Origin of the sequence: Marinobacter sp., assembly GCF_048266785.1 — a bacterium.
Taxonomy (GTDB): Bacteria; Pseudomonadota; Gammaproteobacteria; order Pseudomonadales; family Oleiphilaceae; genus Marinobacter.
The window spans coordinates 282,416-303,377 of record NZ_JBLWYX010000004.1; the positions used below are offsets into that span (position 1 = coordinate 282,416).

Genomic DNA, 20,962 nt, shown 5'->3' on the forward strand with positions numbered 1-20,962 from the left:
ACTGTGACTGGATTGAATCACAAAGTAAGGCCTGTTACCACGGATCAATCCTTGCGGCTGCTACGCAGATTATCAATGATGGACTCAAGGGCCCTGTCGAAGATCAGCCCGTCATCAAGCATGCTGACGGCACCGCTCGCCATGGCCGCAGCCAGCTCCTGACGACGATACTCAGCGACCTTGGCGCCACTGCGATTGACAAAGATGTACTTGCCCGTAGCTCTTATAAATGCAGCCAGCTTGCAGCGGACCCTGGTGCCGTCGCGGGTGAGTTCAACCCAGGCGCCAACACGAAGACTGTCTGTCTGATCCAGCCATTGCCGGGAAACCACTTCTGCCTCTTCTTGAACAGGCGCAAACTCGCCGGGCTCCGAAAGCACCGGGGGCTCAACCTCAGCTTCACCGGGTCCGGACACTGCCGTATGCTGGCCTCTGGCAACCGGTTCTGCAACCTCTGGCTCCAGCTTTACTTCGGGCGCTGCTAGTGCTTCCGGTACGGACTCATCTTTGGTCTCCGAAGGCCCTGGACGGGATGGTGCGGTCGCCAGGCGCTGGAATACGTCAACGTGCGCCAACTCCAGATCACGAACCGCTGTATCAGTTGCAAACGGGTCCCAGGAAATTTCCTGAAGCGCCACGCGAAAGTCGTCAACAATAGCCGGGATCGCTCTGAGAAGTGCGCTTCGGGTTGTGTCATCAACGGGCTTCGGATCAACACTCCACACGAGATGGCCAGTCAGTTCACGGGCATCGGCCCAGCGTTCGCCGTCTTCACCCTCCCGCAATACGACCCACTGGAGGTACTTTGTCCAGGCTTCGTTCAACATCTTGAGAACGGGCTCCGGAATGTCCCTATCGGACGAAAGATCCTTCACCAGTGATTCGGCCACATGACATGCCCGCTCCTGGCGCGCCCTGCCTTCCTCCGCGTCCCGAAGACGCTGCTCTACCAACTCCCGCCGACGGCGATCAAGATCCGTAAAATGACTGAAGTCTTTCAGGAGCTCATCGAACAAAGACACATTATTCGTGAACTCGCTCAGCACCCGGTCCACGACCGACTCAATTTTTTCACGCAGTGGATCGCGCTGACCAGGACGCTTCTCACTCCAGCCAATAGCAGAAAGCGCCAGTTCATTCAGCAACTTGCGAACAGGATGGCCGCCGCGGTTAAAAAAATTCTTGTCGCTCAATGCAACTTTTAACACCGGTATCTGCAACCTGCCAATGAGCGCCTTCATCACCGGGTGCAGTTGCCGGTCTTCCAGAATAAAGTCGAACAGCATGGACACCAGGTTGATAACATCGTTGTCCACCTGGCCGATACTGGCTGTCTGGCCATCGGCGGCCTTGAGAACAGACTGTAACTGCTGATCGAGAGTAGGAACTTCAACACCGCCCCACTGGCCATTGCCTGCCTGCGCTTCGCTGAGACGGGCCATCAGCCTGTCCGTATCGAGATAAACCTCTCCTGCGGCGCCAGGCTCGACAACTGCCTGAAAGTTGCTCCTCTGATGCAGAAGTTCGCTCAATTCAGTGAAGGTTGCATGGGAGGCGCCCCCCTGTACCTGATCATAACCATAGTTTTGGCGGTTATTCAGTTCGCCCGTGCCTTCGGCTGATCCATGCCGGACAGAACTTGGGGGTACCGGCGCCGAGGTCGCCGTTCTGGTGCCGGGAGCAGCGCCCGTTGCAGAGCAGGACGGTGCTCGTTTGACGTCTGGTAGTATGCCTTCCGAAATCAGAGTGCGGTTCGCTTCCTGATAGAAATCACCAAGGGTGTCTACCAGCAAGCGATCAAACAATTTCAACACCACAAGTTTTGCGCGGATATCGATATCGAGGTCCGCACAGGCCTCAGCGAGGCCCCCGCAGATGACTTCCGGGCTGAGTGGCATCTGGTTATCCGCCAGCTCCACTCCGGGTACCAGATGATTAACCCGCAACGACAAAAGCTGAATTACGCCCTGATACCGATTGCGAAGCTTGTTGATAAGGTTGTCAATTGCGATCTGTTGTTCAAGGTCGGAATGCTCAACAAGGCTCAGTGAATCCTGATCGACCTCATCCAGGGCGCCGCCGGATTGCCGGGGCCGAAACTTGCCGATATCGTTGAACGCCTGACTGACGTATTGCAGTACGGAGACGGCCATAGCTTTACGCCGCAGCCTGAGCTCGCGCATGGCATCAAAGTAGACCGCCTGATCCTTATTGGAGCCTGCACGGTCGGCGAGTTCGAACAGGGCATCGTCAGCGCGCTCGAAAAAACGCCCAAGAACGCCTTTCAGAGACCGCCCTGAGGTATCACGCAGACGAACAAGGGCCGGCGGCAGATCAAACCGGGAAAACGGCTTCTGACCCGAAAAACTGACAACCTTGTTATCCTGCTTCATTAAAACAACTCCGGAACAGAAAAAATGAAACGGCTGGCCATAAATATGAAACTACGGTGATCACACATCATACGAGTTACCCGCGTCACCTTGTGTCAGAATTTGTCACCTTTTGTGTAGACCGGACTCAGGTCACAATTCCCTAAGAATTTGGCGAAACCACTGGCGAACGATAGAATCGTGTCCCGGCATATTTCTGAACCCCTTGGCCCCGACACACGTGGATGCATGACCATGAACTTCACTGAACGCCTACGCCAGTCACGAATCGAAGCCGTCGCGCTCAGCCTGCGCGAAGATATCGGAGATGGCGATATAACAGCCCAGCTTATTCCGGCGCAAAAACAAGCGGCCGGACGCGTAATTACGCGGGAGCAGGCAACCATAGCGGGGCGCGAGTGGGTAAACGAAGTGTTCCGTCAGGTGGACATTTCAGTGTCGCTGGAGTGGCTGGTTGAGGATGGCCAGACCGTTGCCCCAGACCAGATCCTGTTCCGTATGGAAGGTACCGCCAGAAGCCTGCTGACTGCCGAAAGGGCTGCGTTGAACTGGCTGCAAACCCTTTCCGGAGTTGCAACAAACTGCGCCGGTTATGCAGCGCGGGTTGCTCACACGGGCGTGCGCCTTCTGGACACCCGAAAAACCCTGCCCGGGCTGCGGCTCGCCCAGAAGTACGCGGTGACCTGCGGCGGCTGCCACAACCATCGAATCGGCCTGTGGGATGCTTTTCTCATCAAGGAGAACCATATCTCTGCCTGCGGATCGATTGCCGGTGCAATCGGTGAGGCTCGCAGAATCGCACCGGGCAGACCTGTAGAAGTGGAGACCGAGAGTCTGACGGAACTGGAGCAGGCACTCAGCGCAGGAGCCGACATCATTATGCTGGATGAATTCTCCATGGAAGACCTGCACGCTGCGGTCGCAATGAACGAAGGACGGGCAAAGCTGGAAGCATCCGGGGGCATCAACGCCAACACACTGGTGCCCATTGCGGAAACCGGCGTTGATTATATTTCTATTGGCGCACTGACCAAGGACGTCAGAGCCGTGGACCTTTCCATGCGCCTGGACTGATTCAGCCGGCCGACAGCAACTTATCAAAAGCTTCCAGCTCCCGGATCAGGCTTTGCCCTGATTCGGGACGCCCACGGAAGTACTCCTCCGCCATGGGAGCAATGCCTGAAACCGCTGGCAAGGGGTGGTCATTTTCAATAATCAGCTTCATGCGGTCCAGAAACACGAACTGGACCCACTGGCTAAAGGTCAGCGTATCCAGGCAGAACGGCTCTGAACTGCTGAACGCTTCCACAGGCGGGCGCTCCGTCTCCCACATCCCGAGCTGGCGCAACGCCATCTCAATGCCCAGAAGACGATCAGCGACCTGCCCAGTAATGCCACCAGAATCTATCATAAAAACCTGTCTCAATCTGCCAGAGGCTCAAGCTCTACCGCTTCGCCATGCAATACGCGGTAAAGGTCTTCAAACTGACGGGTGAGCGGGTGCTTTGGCGCCATGTGAATAAGCGGTTGCCGGCACTGGTGAGATTCTTTCATTTTTACCGAGCTGGAAAGACGCACCGGCATTACCGGAAGACCCTCCTCTATCAACTCTTTGACCAGTTGCTTGGGCAGGGTAGCCCGTGGTTGAAACTGGTTGGCAACAATACCTTCCACAACAAGCTCGTCGTTATGATCTTCCTGCAGATCACGGATTTCATTAAGAATATTGTAAAGCGCCTGGCGGGAAAAGTCGTCACAGTCAAACGGAATCAGGCAGCGCTGGGCTGCGATGAGGGCCGAACGGGTATAAAAATTCAGCGCAGGAGCCGTGTCAATGTAGATGGCATCAAAAGATTCGCCCAGTTTTTTCAACGCTTCCCGGAGTTTGTAGATTTTGTGTTTGGCTTCGAGCTTGCGCTCAAGAAAGTCCAGTTCCGGGCTGGAAGGCATAACGAAAAGATTCTTGAACGGCGTGGCATGCACGAACTCCTCTGGGCGCCGGTTAAAAACCTTGAACGCAACCGTCTGCTCCAGCATGTCTGCCACGGTGTCCTTGAGCTCACTGGCTGGCTTGCCCAGAAGATAATGCGTCGAGTTGCCCTGGGGATCCAGATCAACCACGAGCGTGCGCTTGCCCCGGGCTGCACTGATCGCGGCCAGATTGCAGGTAATACTGGACTTCCCTACTCCACCTTTCTGGTTGAATACTACCCGTCTCATGTCGTCTCTCCATCTGGCACTTTATTCAGCGCTTTATCGTTTGAATGCGGGATCTGTGTGTTGGGCCAGCTACCACTGCATCACCGTTTTCACAAACGGAATGGTGAGGCGGCGCTGAGCCTGCAACGAATTTTCATCAAGGACATCGAGAATACCCAATAACTCGCCAAGACGCCTCGGTGCGCGACGCATGATAAAGCCTGCAACATCATCCGTCATTGTCAGCCCTCGCTGTTCGGCGCGAGCCATAAGAATTTTCAATCGGTCATCGTCACGGTATCTGCCAAGCTGAACCGTAAACCCATGATGTAACCGGGAAACCAGGTCAGGCAAAAGAAAAGGCAGAGTGCCCGGAACCTCCGAGAGACTTACCACCAACATATGGCCGGCATCGTGCAATCGATTATACAGGTGGAAAACCGCCTCTTCCCAATCCGCCCTTCCGGTAATCCGGTCCAGATCATCAAGCGCAACAACCTCCATGGAGTCGAGCCCCGCCAGTGCTTCCGGCCCGAAAGGCTCCAACTCGGCAATACTCAGACACACGGCCGTTTTCCCCTCGGCCTCCGCATGGTGGCAAGCGGCCTGAAGCAGATGGCTTTTGCCAGTATCAGAATCACCACACACCACCACCACTGGCAGCCCGGCGGGTTGCCTGAAAACCGACAATAGGCGTAATGCAGCTTCCCGGTTGCGATCACCATGAAAATTATCGAAACGTGCATCGTCCCGAAGCCGGACGCCAAGAACCAATTGAGACGGACTCATGACTCCCGAGCCCTCCATGCCCGCGCGCTCCAGATCACAATATAGTGGGCACCGCTGACAACTGCCGATACCGCAACCAGCCAGACTCCCACGTTCAGCCACATCGGCTGCACCGGCAGACCGGCCAGGATGATAATAGTACCCAGAACCACACAAATCTGAACCAGGGTATTTAACTTGCCGGGCATGCTGGGCTCCATATCAAAACGACCGATACAGTAATGGTAAACAAGAGCTCCCCCAACAATAAGAAGATCTCGCCCGAGCACCAAAGCAAAAAGCCATAAGGGAAACACTGAGGTGTACGTAAGCATCAGGTACGCTGTAATCAGCAGCGCTTTATCGGCTAGAGGGTCCGCCACGGCGCCAAACCGTGAACGCCAGTTGAAGCGTCGTGCGAGGAAACCATCAAGCCCGTCGGTAACTGACGCGATAGCAAAAATCATCAGTGCATAGCGATATTCCTGCACCATCAAAGCACTGGCGAAAGGGACAATCAACAAAATACGAACGCACGTCAAGGCGTTGGGAATCCAGCGCCAGGCGTGCGAATTCACAGACCTGCCTCCGACGGCAGCTTACTACCCGCCATCTTTCACAATAACCGGCGTAGGCTGCCAGCGGTAATAGAGAAGCTGATAAAGGGATTCAAACGCCTGCTCCGCCTCGTCTTCATCCACCGGAGATGGCTGGTAGGTAAACGTAGACTGATCGGACGAACCGGCGCTTGTCTCGCCTTCCGGAGCGGTCGCCGGTTGATTTCCGACAGCCTGCGCCTGAACGGGCTCCGCCGGGGCAGCCGGTGCTTTCGAACGGGTTGGCCGCGTATTTTCCGGCTCGCCCTCAACGGGAACAAAACGCGAATCCAGCGCAATATACTCTTTGAGTTGGTCGAGCTCGCCGGAAAATGCAACTCTCAATGTTAATTGCTCGCCTTTAACCCGGGACGCGCCCACACTTACAACCGGAGTCAGGCCCTCAAGTACCTGGCTGGCTTTTCCATAATCCGCAACCGACGCTACACCTCGCAGCACAATATCAACCCGCGGCAAATCTCCAATATCACCGGCCGCAACCGCATAACGATTTGCATACAGTTCCGCCCAGCGATTCACCAGCGCTTTCGCCAGAGCTTCACGGGTATCGGCACTGACCGATTCTTCACTGCTGTTGAGTTTTGCGCCTTCAAACACCCAGCCTGCACGCCACTGGCCGCCGGAGCGATTCACTCGCACCAGAGCAAGAACGTCGTGCTCTACTCCTTCAGACGCTTTACGCACACGCCCCGTGAACTGCCCCCAGATATCCGACAGCAACTCTCTGTTTCCACTGAACTCTGTGGGTGGCAGCGCTACCGGAAGCCCCCGTTCCCGGGCAGCGCGGGCAAAGGCCGAAGACCAGACCCCACTCTCACCTTCATCAGCCTGACCGCGACTATTACCTGTAACCAACGCGCGAACACCGCGATCTTCTACCGCTACCCACGCCAGGGTCAGAGGGCGATTCGCACCCCATACCGGCGCATCAACGGAGGCCAAAGCCCGGTTCACACCCACAGCGCCGAATGCCATGCTCAGGCGGCTGTCGCCGTTCGCCCCACGAAGTACCTGGTAGGACAGTAGCAACGATTCCGCGTTTGCGAGCAGCGCCTGCACTCCGTCCAGCGCGAGCACCTCCCGGGTGCCCGAAATCCTTACGAATACCCGGGCCAAACCGTCTGCGTATCCTTGAGCCAAGTCGTTCGGCCCGGAGCCGGCCACTGGCACTTCAACGGAATAAAGCCCGGATACCGTCACGGCAGCCGCCGGAGCGGGCACCATGGCCAGCACGAGTGCAAAAACAGCGGCAAGCCATAAAGCTGGCAAAGGCCTGAAAACCGAGGTCTGGTATGGTACTGACATGAAACACCCTGCAATCTGCATGAATGGCGCATAGGATACACCATGCCCCTTAACCTGAGTAGCCGACCCGGATTTCCGAAATGCAATCTTGACCGCCCAGAGACGCTTGGCTGCAGGAATCCGGGAGCGCTCGCGGCAATTGCACTTGGAGCCCTACACCGCACCTGCTAAAATCCGCCGCCTGACCCACTGGCCAACGGTTAAGAACACCATGAGCGAAAAGAAGCCTTCCCTGACCTACCGCGACGCAGGCGTAGACATTGATGCCGGCAACGAACTTGTCAACCGTATCAAGGAGACCGCCGCACGCACCCGGCGGCCCGAGGTTCTGGGAGGACTTGGCGGTTTCGGTGCCATGGTAGCGATCCCAGCCGGGTACAAAGAACCGGTTCTGATATCAGGCACCGATGGCGTCGGCACCAAGCTGAGACTGGCGATGCAGCTGGGCAAACATGACAGCATCGGCATTGATCTCGTGGCCATGTGTGTCAACGATCTTATCGTGGGTGGTGCCGAACCCCTGTTCTTCCTCGATTACTACGCTACTGGCAAACTCAATGTCGATATAGCCGCAAACGTAGTCGCAGGCATTGGCCAAGGCTGCGAACAGGCCGGTTGTGCGCTGGTGGGCGGCGAAACCGCAGAAATGCCCGGCATGTACGAAGGCAACGATTATGACCTCGCAGGTTTTTGCGTGGGCGTGGCGGAGCGCAGCGAAATCATTGATGGCAGCAAGGTGCGAGCGGGCGATGCGCTGCTGGCCATCGAATCCTCAGGCCCGCACTCTAACGGCTACTCACTGATCCGGAAGATTCTTGAAGTCAGCAAAGCCGACCTCAATCAGCCGGTCGGTGATACCACGTTGGCGCTCGCCCTGATGGCACCGACCCGGATTTACGTCAAAAATCTGCTAAAACTGATTCGTGAAGTGGATGTACGCGCGCTTTCTCACATCACTGGCGGCGGCTTGCCAGAGAATATTCCCAGGGTTCTGCCCAAGGGTATGGTTGCGGCCATCGACACCACAAGCTGGGAGCTACCCCCTGTGTTTCAGTGGCTCAAGGAAGCTGGCGGTGTGGCCAGCGAAGAAATGTATCGTACATTTAACTGCGGCATCGGCATGATTGTCTGCGTGCCGGAAAACCAGAAAGATCTGGCCCTGGATACTCTGAAAGCTCTGGGCGAGAAGGCTTGGCAGGTGGGTCTGGTGGAACTTGCGGAAGATACTGAGAAAGATGCAGTGGTGCGTTACGCCCCGGGGCTTCTTTCAGAATGAAAGCGGACCAACCGACTCTGCCCAGAATTCTGGTGCTGGCCTCCGGCAGTGGAACCAATTTTCAGGCCCTTATCGACGCCAGCCGGGAACGGGATTTCCCTGGCCAGATCATGGCTTTGGGCTGCAATCAGCCCAAAGCCTTCGCACTTGAGCGGGCCGCCCAGGCAAACATTGAGACCTTTGTGGTTAATCATAGGGATTTCAGCTCCCGGGACGAGTTCGATGCTGCGCTTATGGCGCATATCCTCCGCCACAACCCGGATCTCATCGTCCTTGCCGGCTTCATGCGAATTCTGACAACCGATTTCGTTCGTGCGTTTCGCGGCAAACTGATAAACATTCATCCTTCGCTACTGCCGCGATATACGGGTCTGAACACTCACCAGCGAGCGCTCGATGCCGGCGATCACACCCACGGAGTGTCCATACACTTCGTGACAGAAGAACTCGACGGCGGGCCAGTGATAGCCCAAGCCGAGGTGGCAGTGACACCGGAGGACACCGCCGAGACTCTCGCCGAAAAGGTTCAGAAAAAAGAGCACCTGCTGTACCCGATTGTAGTGCGCTGGTTCTGTGAAGGCCGGATTCAGCTCGGCGGTGATCACGTACTGTTTGACGGCCAGGTTGTCGAAGCGCCCATGCGCCTCCCGGACAATTGAAACGCTCCTTAACAGACCGTCACCACGCGACGGCTGCTGACCCGCTAAACTTTCAACATTCATGAGAGCTTCGAGGTCAACCAGATGTATTCAGCCAGAACGTTCAAAGCACCACTGACAAGAGCCCGAAGTGCTCTGACGCCTATGCTGGCCCTGCTCGCCTTGCTCCTGGGCGCCACCGCAAACGCTGAATCCAATCCCGGTTTGTTTCCCTTTGAAGTAAGCTACGACGCAGCCATGGAAAAGGGGTTGTCGCTCAATGGCAGCGCCAAGCGTATTCTCACGTCCCAAGGCAACGATATTTGGCTGTATCGCACCGACGTCAACTCTTTCATGGCCAACATTGACGAATCCCTGATTCTGAAATGGGAGAATGGCCGGGTGATTCCGCTCAGGTACCGCTATCGTCTGTCGGGGTTTCTGATCAAGGACAGAAAGCAGTCAATCGATTTTGACTGGAAGGCTGGCGTTGCTAGCGGGGAATACCGGGGAACGCCCTTTCGGGTAAAGCTGGAGGAAGGCGTCCTCGACCCCCTTGGCTTTCAGATCCAGCTGCACCAGGACATCCGCAACGGCAAGCGGGAGATGGAGTATCAGGTTCTGGATCGCGGCAATATTGATAGCGAGCGCTTTGCCGTCGTCAGCGGCGACGCCAATAATTCCGGTGACCAGGCGTCCTATCTGAAAGCCGAGAAAATCCGCGAAAGCTCCAGGCGACAAACCTTGATGTGGTTTGATCCGGACAATCAATATCTGCTGGTGCGCCTGCTTCAGGTTGAGCCTGACGGCAGCCGCTACCAGCTATCCCTCAAGGCTGTAGACCTGGGAGATTAAACCTCCCGGCCTGCCTCGGCCCACACGGCCTTGACCTCGTCCGCAATAATACGCAACCCCTGGGCCACCCGTTCATCATCCTGGGAATAGGTCACCCGTAGGCACTCATGGCGATGTTGCCAGTCATCTTCCGGTAATCCCGGGAAGAAATAATGGCCAGACACCACAAGTACCCCGCGGGCTTTTAGTCGCTGGTAGAGCTCCAGGCTCGTAATGGGCAAATCCGGGAACCACAACCACAGGAACATTGCGCCTTCTGGCTTGTGCACATACCAGCGGCAACTGTCCTCGCCCATCGCCTCGCGGAACGCCGTCACTGCGCGCTCCATCTTTCTCTTGTAAAACGGACAGACCACATCCCGACTCAAGGACAGGATCTCTCCTGAACGCACCAGCGGCTCGGCGAGCATGGCACCAAAACTGCCTGTCGCCAGGTTCATGATGGCATTGATGCCAGACAACGCCTTGATCACCGGCCCGGCGGCAATCACGATGCCTGTGCGGGCGGCCGGCAAGCCAAGCTTGGACAGGCTCAGGCACAGAATAATCTGTTCGTTCCAGGTGGGCTTGGCATCTACAAACAGCAGGCTCGGGAAAGGCGTACCGTAGGCTCCGTCGACGATCAGCGGCACATCATGCTGGCGCGCCATATCTTCAAGCCGGGCCATCTCTTCGTCAGTAACCACGTTCCCGGTTGGGTTGGTTGGCCGGGACACGCAGATGGCGCCCGTTTCCCCGGTTACCTCTACTGCATCAAAATCCACACGGTATTTGAATTCGTGGGCGTCGGTGAATGAAATATCGGGCTGCACGGCGTGAAACAGACCCGGCTCGATGCCGGCATCCGCATAACCGATATACTCAGGCGCCAGTGGCAGCAATATGTGCTTACGCTGGCCTTCACCGTAATCGCCGCCGAACATGTTGAATAACATGAAGAAGGCAGCCTGACTGCCATTGGTGAGCGCGATATTTTCAGGCTTCAGATCCCAGCCGTATTCACGGCTAAGCAGGTCTGCAAGCGAGGCAATAAACTGTTTTTCGCCCTGGGGCGGATCGTAAATACCGACCAGCCGGCGGACGTCGCTTTCACTCCGGCTCATGTCTCCGAGAATTTCCTGTACCCGCTTCTGTATCTCAGGAATGTGCCCCGGGTTGCCGCCTCCCATCATGATCATGTCGTCGCCAGACGCCATGGCATTTCCCAGGTCATCCATTAACGAGGTTATACCTGCGTCAGCGGTAAACTTACGACCAAAAGTAGAAAGTTTCATGGGGTTATATCCATCTGATCAATGAAGCTTCAATCTCCCAGCGAGATGCCAAGATTGCTGACGCCTTCGTTTGCTGCGTCTTCCCGAATGTCTGTGATGAATTTTTCCAGTGGCGTGCGCTGGCGCTTGAGGGTCAGTACGAGGTCGCGCTGGAAGGTTTTGTCTTCTTTCATCAGGGGGTGAGAATCCAGCAAGCGCACCAGCTCGTCTTCTTCCAGGTCCTCGCCTTCGGACAGTTCGATAAAACTCATCACAGTGCCAGTTGCCAGTTGCGAAGCGTCTGTGGCCCGGTGTTTTGAGGGGTTCAGGCGGTTAAGCAGTGCCTGCTCGAGCAATTGGCAAAAATCGAAAGCCGGGCATACACCATAGGCGTCGTAAGCTTCCACGTCCGGGGACAAAGCTTCCAGTTTTGCCAGCAGTTGCGGAATAGCGGTTTCTGTTGCGTCTTCCTGTAGCGTGCCCCAGGCAAGGTCCAGAATCTGGTGCATTTTGCCGCCGGTCTTCAGCCCTACCGCTTCGGCGAACAGGGCATAATTGGGAAATGAGCGCTCGGCAAGCGCCAGCAGGAAGGCGCATTCACGCCATCCCTGCAGCTGCGAAACAGCTTTGAGAAACTGGTTGGCGTTCATGTTCGTGGGAGGGTCACGCCGGTCTGGCCAAAATATTTACCGCCGCGATCTTTGTAGCTGGTTTCGCAGATTTCGTCAGATTCGAAGAAAAGCATCTGGGCAATGCCTTCATGAGCGTAGATTTTCGCCGGGAGGTTGGTGGTGTTGGAAAACTCCAGGGTTACATGGCCTTCCCACTCGGGTTCCAGCGGGGTGACGTTTACGATGATGCCGCAGCGTGCGTAGGTGGATTTGCCCAGGCAGATGGTGAGTACACTGCGGGGGATGCGAAAGTATTCTACGGTGCGCGCAAGGGCAAAGGAGTTCGGTGGGATGATGCAGACGTCGCCGGTGAAGTCCACGAAGCTTTTTTCGTCGAAGTTTTTGGGGTCGACGGTGACGGAGTGTACGTTGGTGAAGATTTTGAATTCGTTGCTGCAACGTACGTCGTAGCCGTAACTGGAAGTGCCATAGGAGATGATCCGGCCTTTTTCAGTTTCACGAACCTGACCACTTTCGAAGGGTTCGATCATGCGGTGCTGTTCTGACATCCGGCGAATCCACTTGTCGGCTTTGATGCTCATGGCGAAGTCTCGTGTGCAGTGGGAAAATTGGGGCGTAGTTTACCTGTTCGGTTGGGTTCTGTCGAAGCTTCGCTGTGCGGCCTGAAGTCTTTTAGACTTGGGGCTGCAGGGGCAGAATGTTCGGTGGCTGCGATCACAGGAAAGGCGCTCCAAAAACCGCTACGAGCACATCCATGTGCGCTTGTCTCCGGCCCTCCTTGGCCTACGACATTTTTGGAGCGCCTTTCCTGCGCCCGCGATCGGGTCTATGAGTTGTCTGCCACACTACTTTTATTGGTGCCTGCTGTGCCCGCGAGCAAACCTGAGTGCAATCCGCCACGGGAGGCGTGTGAATGCTTAGTGCGACTTAACCGACACGCTTGAGATAGAGCCACTAAGGTTACGCTCACGGGTCGAAAGCTCTGCCCCAACCCGGCGGGCGATATCGCGGTAACGGCGGGCTACTTCGGAGTCTGGCTCTGCAACAACAGTAGGCTGGCCGCTGTCGGTCTGTTCGCGGATGGTCATATGCAAGGGCAGTTGGCCAAGCAGAGTTGTTTCGTATTCATCGGCAATGCGTTCACCGCCGCCTTCGCCGAAGAGGTGCTCTTCATGGCCGCAGTTGCTGCAGATGTGTACGCTCATGTTTTCCACAACGCCAAGCACCGGGATTTCGACTTTGCGGAACATTTCTATGCCGCGTTTACCGTCAAGTAAGGCAATGTCCTGGGGGGTTGTGACGATGACTGCGCCGGTGACCGGGACTTTCTGGGCCAGGGTGAGCTGGATGTCACCGGTGCCTGGGGGCATGTCGACGATGAGGTAGTCGAGTTCATCCCACAGGGTTTGCTGCAAAAGCTGCATGACGGCGCCGCTGACCATGGGGCCGCGCCAGACCATGGGGGTTTTGTCGGTGGTCACGAAGGCCATGGACATGGCCTGGAGGCCGTGGGCTTCCATGGGCAGGAAGTATTTTTCTTCCCGCACGCCCGGGCGCTTGTTTTCGGGCACCCCGAGCATCATGCCGATGCTGGGGCCGTAGATGTCGGCATCGAGGATGCCGACGCGTGCACCTTCAGCTTGCAGTGCCAAGGCAAGGTTAACGGCGGTGGTGGATTTGCCGACGCCGCCTTTGCCGGAGGCAACGGCTATGATGTTTTTGACGCCGGGAACGGACGGCAGGTCTTTCTGGACTTTGTAGGAGTGGATTTTCTGGGCCACATGAACGTCGGCGATTTCGACGCCATCGACGTTTTCAAGCGCGTTGGCAACCAGTTGTTTCAGGCCGCCCGCGATGCCTTTTGACGGGTATGGCAGCTCTACCATCAGCGTCACTTTGCCTGCTTCGTCAGCCACCAGTGACTTTACGGCGCCCACGTCGTAAAGATCCTTTTCCAGGTACGGGTCTCGGTATTCACGAACCGCCGCCTGCAAGGCCTGCTCTGAAATCTGTGTCATCTGGCTCTCCGTAATAAGATCATGCGGGTTTTCAGCATGAAAACAGGTGTTTCGGGTGAAAATTATCTGCTCAAAAGGTATCATCTGGGCCCGTTTCTGACCATACAACCCTTATCTGATGAAAGGTTCGGACAACACCATGACGCAAGCGAGTTCAAAGCAACAGCGCGATATTCTGGTTACCAGCGCCCTGCCCTACGCCAATGGCCCCATTCACCTGGGTCATCTGCTGGAATACATTCAGACCGATATCTGGGTGCGCTATCAGAACATGCGAGGCCACATTTGCTACTACGTTTGCGCGGATGACGCCCACGGCACGGCCATCATGCTTCGGGCCGAGCGCGAGGGTATAACGCCCGAGCAGTTGATCGACCGGATCCGTGAGGAGCACCAGCAGGATTTCAGCGGCTTTCACATCCGCTTTGATAACTATTACACCACCCATTCTGAAGAGAATCGGTATTTTTCCGAATACATCTACCGTCAGTTGCAGAACAACGGCAACATCGCGACCCGCATGATCACCCAGTCGTTTGATCCTGAGAAGAACATGTTTCTCGCGGACCGGTTTATCAAAGGCACCTGCCCAAAGTGTAAAACCGATGATCAGTATGGCGACAACTGCGAGGCCTGCGGCGCAACCTACACGCCGGCCGAGCTGATCAACCCGCGCTCTGCTGTTTCTGGCGCCACGCCCATTGAGAAGGAGTCGGAGCACTACTTCTTCAAACTGCCGGAGTTTACCGACTTCCTGACCCAGTGGACGCGCAGCGGGGCGTTGCAGCCACAAGTAGCCAACAAACTGGCTGAGTGGCTCGATGCCGGTCTTCAGGAGTGGGATATCAGCCGCGACGCGCCCTATTTCGGTTTTGAAATCCCGGATGCGCCCGGCAAGTTTTTCTATGTGTGGCTGGATGCTCCGATTGGTTACCTCGCAAGCTTCAAAAACCTGTGTAACCGGGAAAACATCGATTTTGAACATTTCTGGAAGGTAGATTCCACCGCCGAGGTTTATCACTTTATCGGCAAGGACATCATCAACTTCCACGCCCTGTTCTGGCCGGCAATGCTATACGACGCCGGCTTCCGTACGCCAACAGCGGTCTGGGCGCACGGATTTGTGACAGTCAATGGCAAGAAGATGTCCAAGTCCCGGGGCACTTTCATTATGGCCCGCACCTATCTTGACCACCTGAACCCGGAATACCTGCGCTATTACTTCGCTGCAAAGCTTACCGGTAGCGTGGACGACATGGATCTTAATCTGGACGATTTTGCCGCCAGGGTGAATTCGGACCTGGTTGGCAAGGTGGTCAACATCGCCAGCCGCAGTGCCGGTTTCATTACCAAGCGTTTTGACGGAAAGCTTGGCGAAGTGACCGAGCACGACAAGCTGAAAGAGTTCATTGATGCCGGCCAGGAGCTCGAATCCTTCTACGAGGCTCGGGAATTTGGCCGAGCCATGCGCCGCATCATGGAACTGGCTGACATCGCCAATCAGTACGTAAACGATGAGCAGCCTTGGGTGATTGCCAAGCAGGAAGGTCAGGACGAAAAGCTGCAGGCCATCTGTACCAATGCCCTGAACATGTTCCATCTGCTGATGACGTACCTCGCCCCGGTATTGCCGGAGACGGCCAAGGCGTCCGAAGACTTCCTGAACGCGAAGCTGGATTGGAACAACCGCAGTGAGCGGCTGGAGAACCACAGCATCAACAAGTTCACGCCTTTGATGAGCCGGGTGGACATGGCGCAGATCGAAAAAATGCTGGATGCGTCCAAAGAGGAAATGCCGGCTGCAATCGGCAAACCAGCAGAACCCGTAAACCCGGAAGCGATTGCGAGTGAAATAGAATTTGATGATTTCGCGAAAGTGGATCTTCGAGTCGTTAAAATAATCAAAGCCGAGCATGTGGAAGGGGCAGACAAGCTTCTTCGCCTGACGCTTGACCTGGGGCATGGCGAACGCAACGTGTTTGCTGGTATCAAGTCTGCCTACAATCCTGAGGATCTTGAGGGCCGCCTTACCGTTATGGTCGCCAACCTCAAGCCAAGAAAAATGAAGTTCGGCATGTCTGAAGGCATGGTTCTGGCGGCTGGCCCGGGGGGCAAGGATATCTTTATCCTGTCTCCGGATTCAGGCGCAACCCCCGGCATGCGGGTGATGTAAACAAAGATTGAGGCAAGGCGCCCCGATGGCGAAATGATGACGACGCAATGATGACAGACTACTTGCTGATATTGGTCAGCACCATCCTGGTGAATAACTTCGTGTTGGTTCAGTTTCTTGGCCTGTGCCCCTTCATGGGGGTTTCTGGCAAGCTGGAAACCGCCATGGGTATGTCCCTGGCTACAACCTTTGTGCTGACCCTGTCATCGGTGTGCAGTTATCTTGCCTACACCTACCTGCTGGCGCCTCTGAACCTGGCCTTTCTGAAAACCATCACCTTCATTCTGGTTATTGCGGTGGTGGTTCAGTTCACAGAGATGGTGGTGCGTAAAACCAGCCCCCTGCTCTATCGCGTATTGGGAATCTTTCTGCCCCTGATTACCACCAACTGCGCCGTGCTTGGCGTGGCACTTCTTAACCTGAATAAAAACAACAACTTCGTTGAATCAGTACTCTACGGTTTTGGCGCTGCCGCTGGCTTTTCGCTGGTGTTGGTGCTGTTCGCCGCAATGCGCGAACGCATTGCCGTGGCCGATGTCCCCCTGTCCTTCCGGGGTGCGGCCATTGGCATGGTCACCGCAGGGTTGATGTCACTGGCGTTTCTGGGCTTTACCGGCCTGGTCAGCGTTTAACGGAGACACGTTTTTATGTGGACAGGCATTCTTATCGCCGTTCTGGTTCTGCTTGGCCTCTCCCTGGTGTTCGGCGCTTTGCTGGGCTTTGCCTCCGAGCGGTTCCGGGTTGAAGGTAACCCGCTGGTGGAACAGATCGACGCCGTGCTGCCACAGACCCAATGTGGCCAGTGCGGGTTTCCCGGCTGCCGCCCCTACGCCGAATCCATCGCTGATGGTGGCGCCATCAATAAATGCCCTCCCGGTGGAGAGTCCACCATCAAAGCACTGGCCGATCTCCTTGATGTAGAGCCTCAGCCGCTGGATGCAGAGCACGGTGTGGAACAAGCCAAACGCGTTGCCGTTATCCGGGAAGACGAATGCATCGGCTGCACCAAGTGCATTCAGGCCTGCCCGGTGGACGCCATTCTGGGTGCCGCAAAACACATGCACACCGTTATCGAAAGTGAATGCACCGGCTGTGATCTTTGCGTGGAGCCCTGTCCTGTAGACTGTATTGACATGATCACCATTGAACCTGACATACGTGCCTGGACCTGGACACCGCCTGCGGCCACGATTATCGCAACAGACCGACAGGAGATCAGCTCCTGATGCCTCAACTTTGGGATTTCAGCGGCGGCGTTCATCCCGCAGAGCACAAGCAGCTTTCAACCAGCCGATCCATTCAAGCCGCAGGCATTCCCGGACAACTGGTGTTGCCACTGCAACAGCATATTGGTGAGCCCGCGGAACCCATAGTGGCCATTGGCGACTCTGTGCTGAAGGGCCAGAAAATAGCCGACGTCAGCCATGGTATGGGCGTTCCGGTTCACGCCCCGACATCCGGCGTAATTGAAAGCATCGGCGACTACCCGGTGCCACATCCTTCCGGCATGGCAGACAAATGCATCGTTTTGAAACCGGACGGCAAGGATGAGTGGTGCGAGCGTTACCCGGTCAGCGACTATCGCAAGCTCGACCGGAATCAGGTTCTGGATATCATTCGCTCGGCCGGTATCTCCGGCATGGGTGGCGCTGGTTTTCCGACGCACATCAAACTGAAACCAAGCCGGGATCGCAAGGTCGACACACTGATTCTTAACGGCGCCGAATGTGAGCCCTACATCACCGCTGACGACATGACCATGCGTGAGCGGGCCGACGAGGTTGTTTCCGGGCTAAAAGTAATGGCCTGGATTCTGCGCCCTGAGCGCTGCGTGATCGGCATTGAAGACAACAAACCGGAAGCTGCAACAGCGCTGCGTGAAGCTATACAGGGCACACAAATTGAAATCGCTGTTATCCCGACCAAATACCCTTCCGGAGGCGAAAAACAGCTGATCCAGATTCTCACCGGCATGGAGGTACCCAGTGGCGGTATTCCGGCCGATATAGGGGTCATGTGCCAGAATGTCGGAACCGCCGTCGCGGTTGCCCGGGCGGTTTTTGAAGACACGCCGCTGGTCAGTCGCGTTGTGACTCTTACCGGGGAAGCATTGGAAAAGCCCGGCAATTTTGATGTTTTGCTGGGCACCCCCTTGGACTACCTTCTGGAACAGGCCGGCCTTCAGCCAGAGCGCGCCAACCGCCTGATTCTTGGTGGGCCCATGATGGGTTATACGCTGACCACCACGGCAGTACCGGTGATCAAAACCAGCAACTGCATTATTGCGGCGACCGCCAGCGAACTGCCGGCGCCACCGCCTGAGCAGGCCTGCATCCGCTGTGGGCAGTGCGCGGAGGTTTGCCCTATGGAATTGCTGCCGCAGCAGTTGTTCTGGCACGCAAAGGCGACGGAATTTGAAAAAGCCGAGCATCTGAATCTGTTTGACTGCATCGAATGCGGTGCCTGTTCATACGTGTGCCCAAGCTCGATTCCGCTCGTACAGTACTATCGCTATGCCAAGGGCGAGATTCGCGTCCAACGGGCAGAACAACTCAAGGCGGATCGTGCACGAGAACGCTTTGAGGCGCGCCAGGAAAGACTTGACCGAGAACAGCAAGATAAGGAACTGCGGCGCAAGGAGCGAGCCAAAGCCGCCGCAGAGGCTCAGTCCAAAAAGAAAGTCGAAGCTGAAAAAGCCGCAGCCAGCGGAGAGGCCGTGGACGAGCGAGCTGCAAGTTCCGCCCTGGTAGAGCAGGCTCTGGCACGTAAAAAGGCCAGTAACAAAGCCGCACAAGCGCAGGCCCCAATACCAGCGGACGCGGCACCGGAAAAACCCGACATCGAATTGCTTGAGAAGCAGTTTGTTCAGGCACAGTCCAAACTGGAAACCATGCAGACCATGCTCGAAGACGCGAAAGCGCAGCAAGCAGACAACGTCGAAAAACTGGAACGTGCGGTCACCAAGAATCATGACAGGGTGAAACGGGCAGAAGAAGCCCTGACGGACGCTCGCAAAACGCTGGCGACTCAGACCGAATCCCAATCCATCGAATAACCCGAATCAGGCCCGACCTTCATGGCGTTTGTTCAGCAGTCCTCACCCCACGCTCACAGTGCGCGCCCGACGTCGAAGGTGATGCTCTGGGTCATACTCGCAGCATTGCCTGGCTTGCTGGCACAGACGCTGTTTTTTGGTTGGGGCAATCTCATAAACGTTGTCTGGTGCATCGCCATTGCCCTGGCTTCGGAAGCGGCCATCCTCAAATTGCGCAGCAAGCCGATAGCGTTTTTTCTCAAGGACAATACCGCGGCTGTAACCGGGCTGTTGCTCGGGCTGTCCCTGCCACAGTTTGCCCCCTGGTGGGTATCGGCAGTAGCGGTCATTTCAGCGATTGTGATTGCCAAGCAGCTTTATGGCGGGCTGGGCTCCAACCCCTTCAACCCGGCCATGGTAGGTTACGCGCTGGTACTGATTTCATTCCCGGTCGCCATGACCACCAACTGGGCCGAGCCGGCGCTGCTCTGGGACAGAGCCCCCGGGTTTGGAGACACTCTGGTAACCATTGCTTCGGGGCAACAAACAGCCATTGATGGCTGGACCATGGCCACACCACTGGATGAATACAAACACAAAATCTCTACCCATACAGCAGCCGAAGTGCTTGCCCACCCGACGTTTGGTGAGGGCTTTGCCAAAGGCTGGGAGTGGGTCAACGCGGCCTTCCTGATCGGCGGGCTTGTACTGATCGGCCTGAAGATCATCACCTGGCATATTCCAGCCGCTTTTCTGGGGGCTCTGATTGCCATGAGTCTGGCCTTTGGCAGCAACGCGGATCAATACGCTCCGCTGTCGTTACACCTTCTGGCAGGTGGCACCATGCTCGGCGCGTTTTTTATCGCAACCGATCCGGTATCTGCCGCCACCAGCCATCAAGGCAAACTGATTTACGGCGCGGGTATTGGCGTGCTCATCTACCTGATCCGAAGCTGGGGTAACTATCCGGATGCCGTGGCATTCAGCGTTTTGCTTATGAACTTTGCCGTACCCTTTATCGATCACTACACGCCACCAAGAACCTACGGCCATCACAAAGCTCGCCGAGGGCAGCCCGGCCGGGGCAGGAGTTAACCATGGCGACCATGACTCAATCCATCCGCCGCAGTGCCATAGGGCTTGGACTGTTTGCAGTTATTACCGGCGGCACCATTGCAGTAACCCAGGCACTGACCGACGAACGCATCGCAGAACAGGCTGCCAGAGCCGAGGCCAAAGCTCTGTTTGAGATCATCCCCGAAAGCGCACACAACAACGACATGCTCAGAGACACATTAATTCTGCCTGCGAGCGATCGACTGGCAACCGGTGGGCCAGTGACGGTATGGGTCGCACGGCAAGACGGACGACCGGTCGGCATGATCATGCCAGCCATTGCGCCTGACGGATATTCAGGCAATATAAAGTTGCTTGTGGGCATTGACCTTGAAGGTACTGTTCTCGGTGTAAGAGTTATTGGCCACAAGGAAACACCGGGGCTGGGCGACCGGATTGAAACCCGGAAGTCCGACTGGGTTAAAGGCTTCGAAGGACGCTCTTTGGGCAGTCCGCCGCCACGGGAATGGAATGTAAAAAAGAACGGCGGCGTATTTGACCAGTTTACCGGCGCCACCATCACCCCTCGGGCTGTGGTAAAAGCGGTACAGAAATCGCTGATTTATTTCCGGCAGAACCAGCGGGAAATCCGGGCTCAGCTGAACAAAACCCCGTCGGGGCAAGGCCCTGAAGTTACCCCCGGGGACCTGACCGACGAATCCCTGAATGCGGAGCAATCCTGATC

General features: G+C 56.2%; 20 protein-coding genes. 10 read left to right on the forward strand and 10 right to left on the reverse strand.

All coding sequences use genetic code 11. From position 1 onward, the window contains the following. Nucleotides 1-44: 44 nt before the first annotated feature. Entirely contained in the window at nt 45-2,393 is a 2,349-nt protein-coding gene (locus tag ACN0V1_RS08775; protein WP_417544626.1) for a DUF1631 domain-containing protein, read from the reverse strand. Between the two features lie 234 nt (nt 2,394-2,627). On the opposite strand from ACN0V1_RS08775, the gene nadC reads away from it, so the two are divergent. Then, a complete protein-coding gene (gene nadC, locus ACN0V1_RS08780; protein WP_417544627.1) occupies nt 2,628-3,467 on the forward strand; it encodes a carboxylating nicotinate-nucleotide diphosphorylase in 840 nt (279 codons plus the stop codon). 1 nt (nt 3,468) lies between these two features. On the opposite strand, the gene ACN0V1_RS08785 is transcribed toward nadC, so the two are convergent. From ACN0V1_RS08785 to ACN0V1_RS08805, 5 genes are all read right to left on the reverse strand, one after another. Continuing rightward, nucleotides 3,469-3,804 carry a YqcC family protein gene (locus ACN0V1_RS08785; RefSeq protein WP_417544628.1) on the reverse strand — a complete coding sequence of 112 codons (336 nt, stop codon included), beginning with the start codon at nt 3,802-3,804 and terminating at the stop codon, nt 3,469-3,471. Between the two features lie 11 nt (nt 3,805-3,815). Further along, the gene (locus ACN0V1_RS08790) at nt 3,816-4,613 is read right to left on the reverse strand and encodes a ParA family protein (RefSeq protein WP_417544629.1); all 798 of its coding nucleotides are present in this window, start codon (nt 4,611-4,613) and stop codon (nt 3,816-3,818) included. Nucleotides 4,614-4,682: 69 nt separating this feature from the next. Further along, a complete protein-coding gene (hda, locus tag ACN0V1_RS08795; RefSeq protein ID WP_417544630.1) occupies nt 4,683-5,381 on the reverse strand; it encodes a DnaA regulatory inactivator Hda in 699 nt (232 codons plus the stop codon). After that, entirely contained in the window at nt 5,378-5,938 is a 561-nt protein-coding gene (locus ACN0V1_RS08800) for a CDP-alcohol phosphatidyltransferase family protein (RefSeq protein ID WP_417544631.1), read from the reverse strand. Before ACN0V1_RS08800 ends, hda begins: the two co-directional genes overlap by 4 nt. Before the next feature lie 24 nt (nt 5,939-5,962). Further along, on the reverse strand, nt 5,963-7,282 hold the full coding sequence (locus ACN0V1_RS08805; RefSeq protein ID WP_417544632.1) for a DUF2066 domain-containing protein: 1,320 nt from the start codon (nt 7,280-7,282) through the stop codon (nt 5,963-5,965). A 211-nt stretch (nt 7,283-7,493) separates the two neighbouring features. On the opposite strand from ACN0V1_RS08805, the gene purM reads away from it, so the two are divergent. From purM to ACN0V1_RS08820, 3 genes are all read left to right on the forward strand, one after another. Beyond that, on the forward strand, nt 7,494-8,558 hold the full coding sequence (purM, locus tag ACN0V1_RS08810) for a phosphoribosylformylglycinamidine cyclo-ligase (RefSeq protein WP_417544633.1): 1,065 nt from the start codon (nt 7,494-7,496) through the stop codon (nt 8,556-8,558). Beyond that, nucleotides 8,555-9,217, forward strand: a complete 663-nt coding sequence (gene purN, locus ACN0V1_RS08815; protein ID WP_417544634.1) for a phosphoribosylglycinamide formyltransferase — start codon at nt 8,555-8,557, stop codon at nt 9,215-9,217. Before purM ends, purN begins: the two co-directional genes overlap by 4 nt. Nucleotides 9,218-9,301: 84 nt before the next feature. Further along, a complete protein-coding gene (locus ACN0V1_RS08820) occupies nt 9,302-10,051 on the forward strand; it encodes a DUF3108 domain-containing protein (RefSeq protein ID WP_417544635.1) in 750 nt (249 codons plus the stop codon). Here the strand turns inward: ACN0V1_RS08820 and ACN0V1_RS08825 are convergent. The 4 genes from ACN0V1_RS08825 to apbC all read right to left on the reverse strand — a co-directional run bounded on the left by ACN0V1_RS08825 (nt 10,048) and on the right by apbC (nt 13,954). Then, entirely contained in the window at nt 10,048-11,325 is a 1,278-nt protein-coding gene (locus ACN0V1_RS08825; protein ID WP_417544636.1) for a valine--pyruvate transaminase, read from the reverse strand. The genes ACN0V1_RS08820 and ACN0V1_RS08825 overlap by 4 nt on opposite strands. Before the next feature lie 29 nt (nt 11,326-11,354). Next, nucleotides 11,355-11,954 (reverse strand): YjaG family protein, encoded by a 600-nt coding sequence (locus ACN0V1_RS08830; protein ID WP_417544637.1) that lies wholly within the window; start codon nt 11,952-11,954, stop codon nt 11,355-11,357. Then, nucleotides 11,951-12,517, reverse strand: a complete 567-nt coding sequence (gene dcd / locus ACN0V1_RS08835; protein WP_417544638.1) for a dCTP deaminase — start codon at nt 12,515-12,517, stop codon at nt 11,951-11,953. The genes ACN0V1_RS08830 and dcd overlap by 4 nt, the downstream gene beginning before the upstream one ends. A gap of 336 nt (nt 12,518-12,853) precedes the next feature. Further along, a complete protein-coding gene (apbC, locus tag ACN0V1_RS08840) occupies nt 12,854-13,954 on the reverse strand; it encodes an iron-sulfur cluster carrier protein ApbC (protein ID WP_417544639.1) in 1,101 nt (366 codons plus the stop codon). A 139-nt stretch (nt 13,955-14,093) separates the two neighbouring features. Between apbC and metG the strand changes: the two genes are divergently transcribed. Genes metG through rsxG form a run of 6 tightly spaced genes read left to right on the forward strand, consistent with a single transcriptional unit; the run spans nt 14,094 to nt 20,960 of the window. Continuing rightward, nucleotides 14,094-16,127, forward strand: a complete 2,034-nt coding sequence (gene metG, locus ACN0V1_RS08845; RefSeq protein ID WP_417544640.1) for a methionine--tRNA ligase — start codon at nt 14,094-14,096, stop codon at nt 16,125-16,127. Between the two features lie 50 nt (nt 16,128-16,177). Beyond that, nucleotides 16,178-16,759 carry an electron transport complex subunit RsxA gene (gene rsxA, locus ACN0V1_RS08850; protein WP_417544685.1) on the forward strand — a complete coding sequence of 194 codons (582 nt, stop codon included), beginning with the start codon at nt 16,178-16,180 and terminating at the stop codon, nt 16,757-16,759. A gap of 15 nt (nt 16,760-16,774) precedes the next feature. Beyond that, complete coding sequence (gene rsxB / locus ACN0V1_RS08855; protein ID WP_417544641.1) at nt 16,775-17,353, forward strand: electron transport complex subunit RsxB; 579 nt, start codon at nt 16,775-16,777, stop codon at nt 17,351-17,353. Then, a complete protein-coding gene (gene rsxC, locus ACN0V1_RS08860) occupies nt 17,353-19,182 on the forward strand; it encodes an electron transport complex subunit RsxC (protein WP_417544642.1) in 1,830 nt (609 codons plus the stop codon). The genes rsxB and rsxC overlap by 1 nt, the downstream gene beginning before the upstream one ends. Nucleotides 19,183-19,203: 21 nt before the next feature. Continuing rightward, nucleotides 19,204-20,256, forward strand: a complete 1,053-nt coding sequence (gene rsxD, locus ACN0V1_RS08865; RefSeq protein ID WP_417544643.1) for an electron transport complex subunit RsxD — start codon at nt 19,204-19,206, stop codon at nt 20,254-20,256. Nucleotides 20,257-20,258: 2 nt separating this feature from the next. Further along, nucleotides 20,259-20,960: an electron transport complex subunit RsxG gene (gene rsxG, locus ACN0V1_RS08870; protein WP_144780394.1), complete on the forward strand. Its 702-nt coding sequence runs from the start codon at nt 20,259-20,261 to the stop codon at nt 20,958-20,960. Nucleotides 20,961-20,962: the final 2 nt, after the last annotated feature.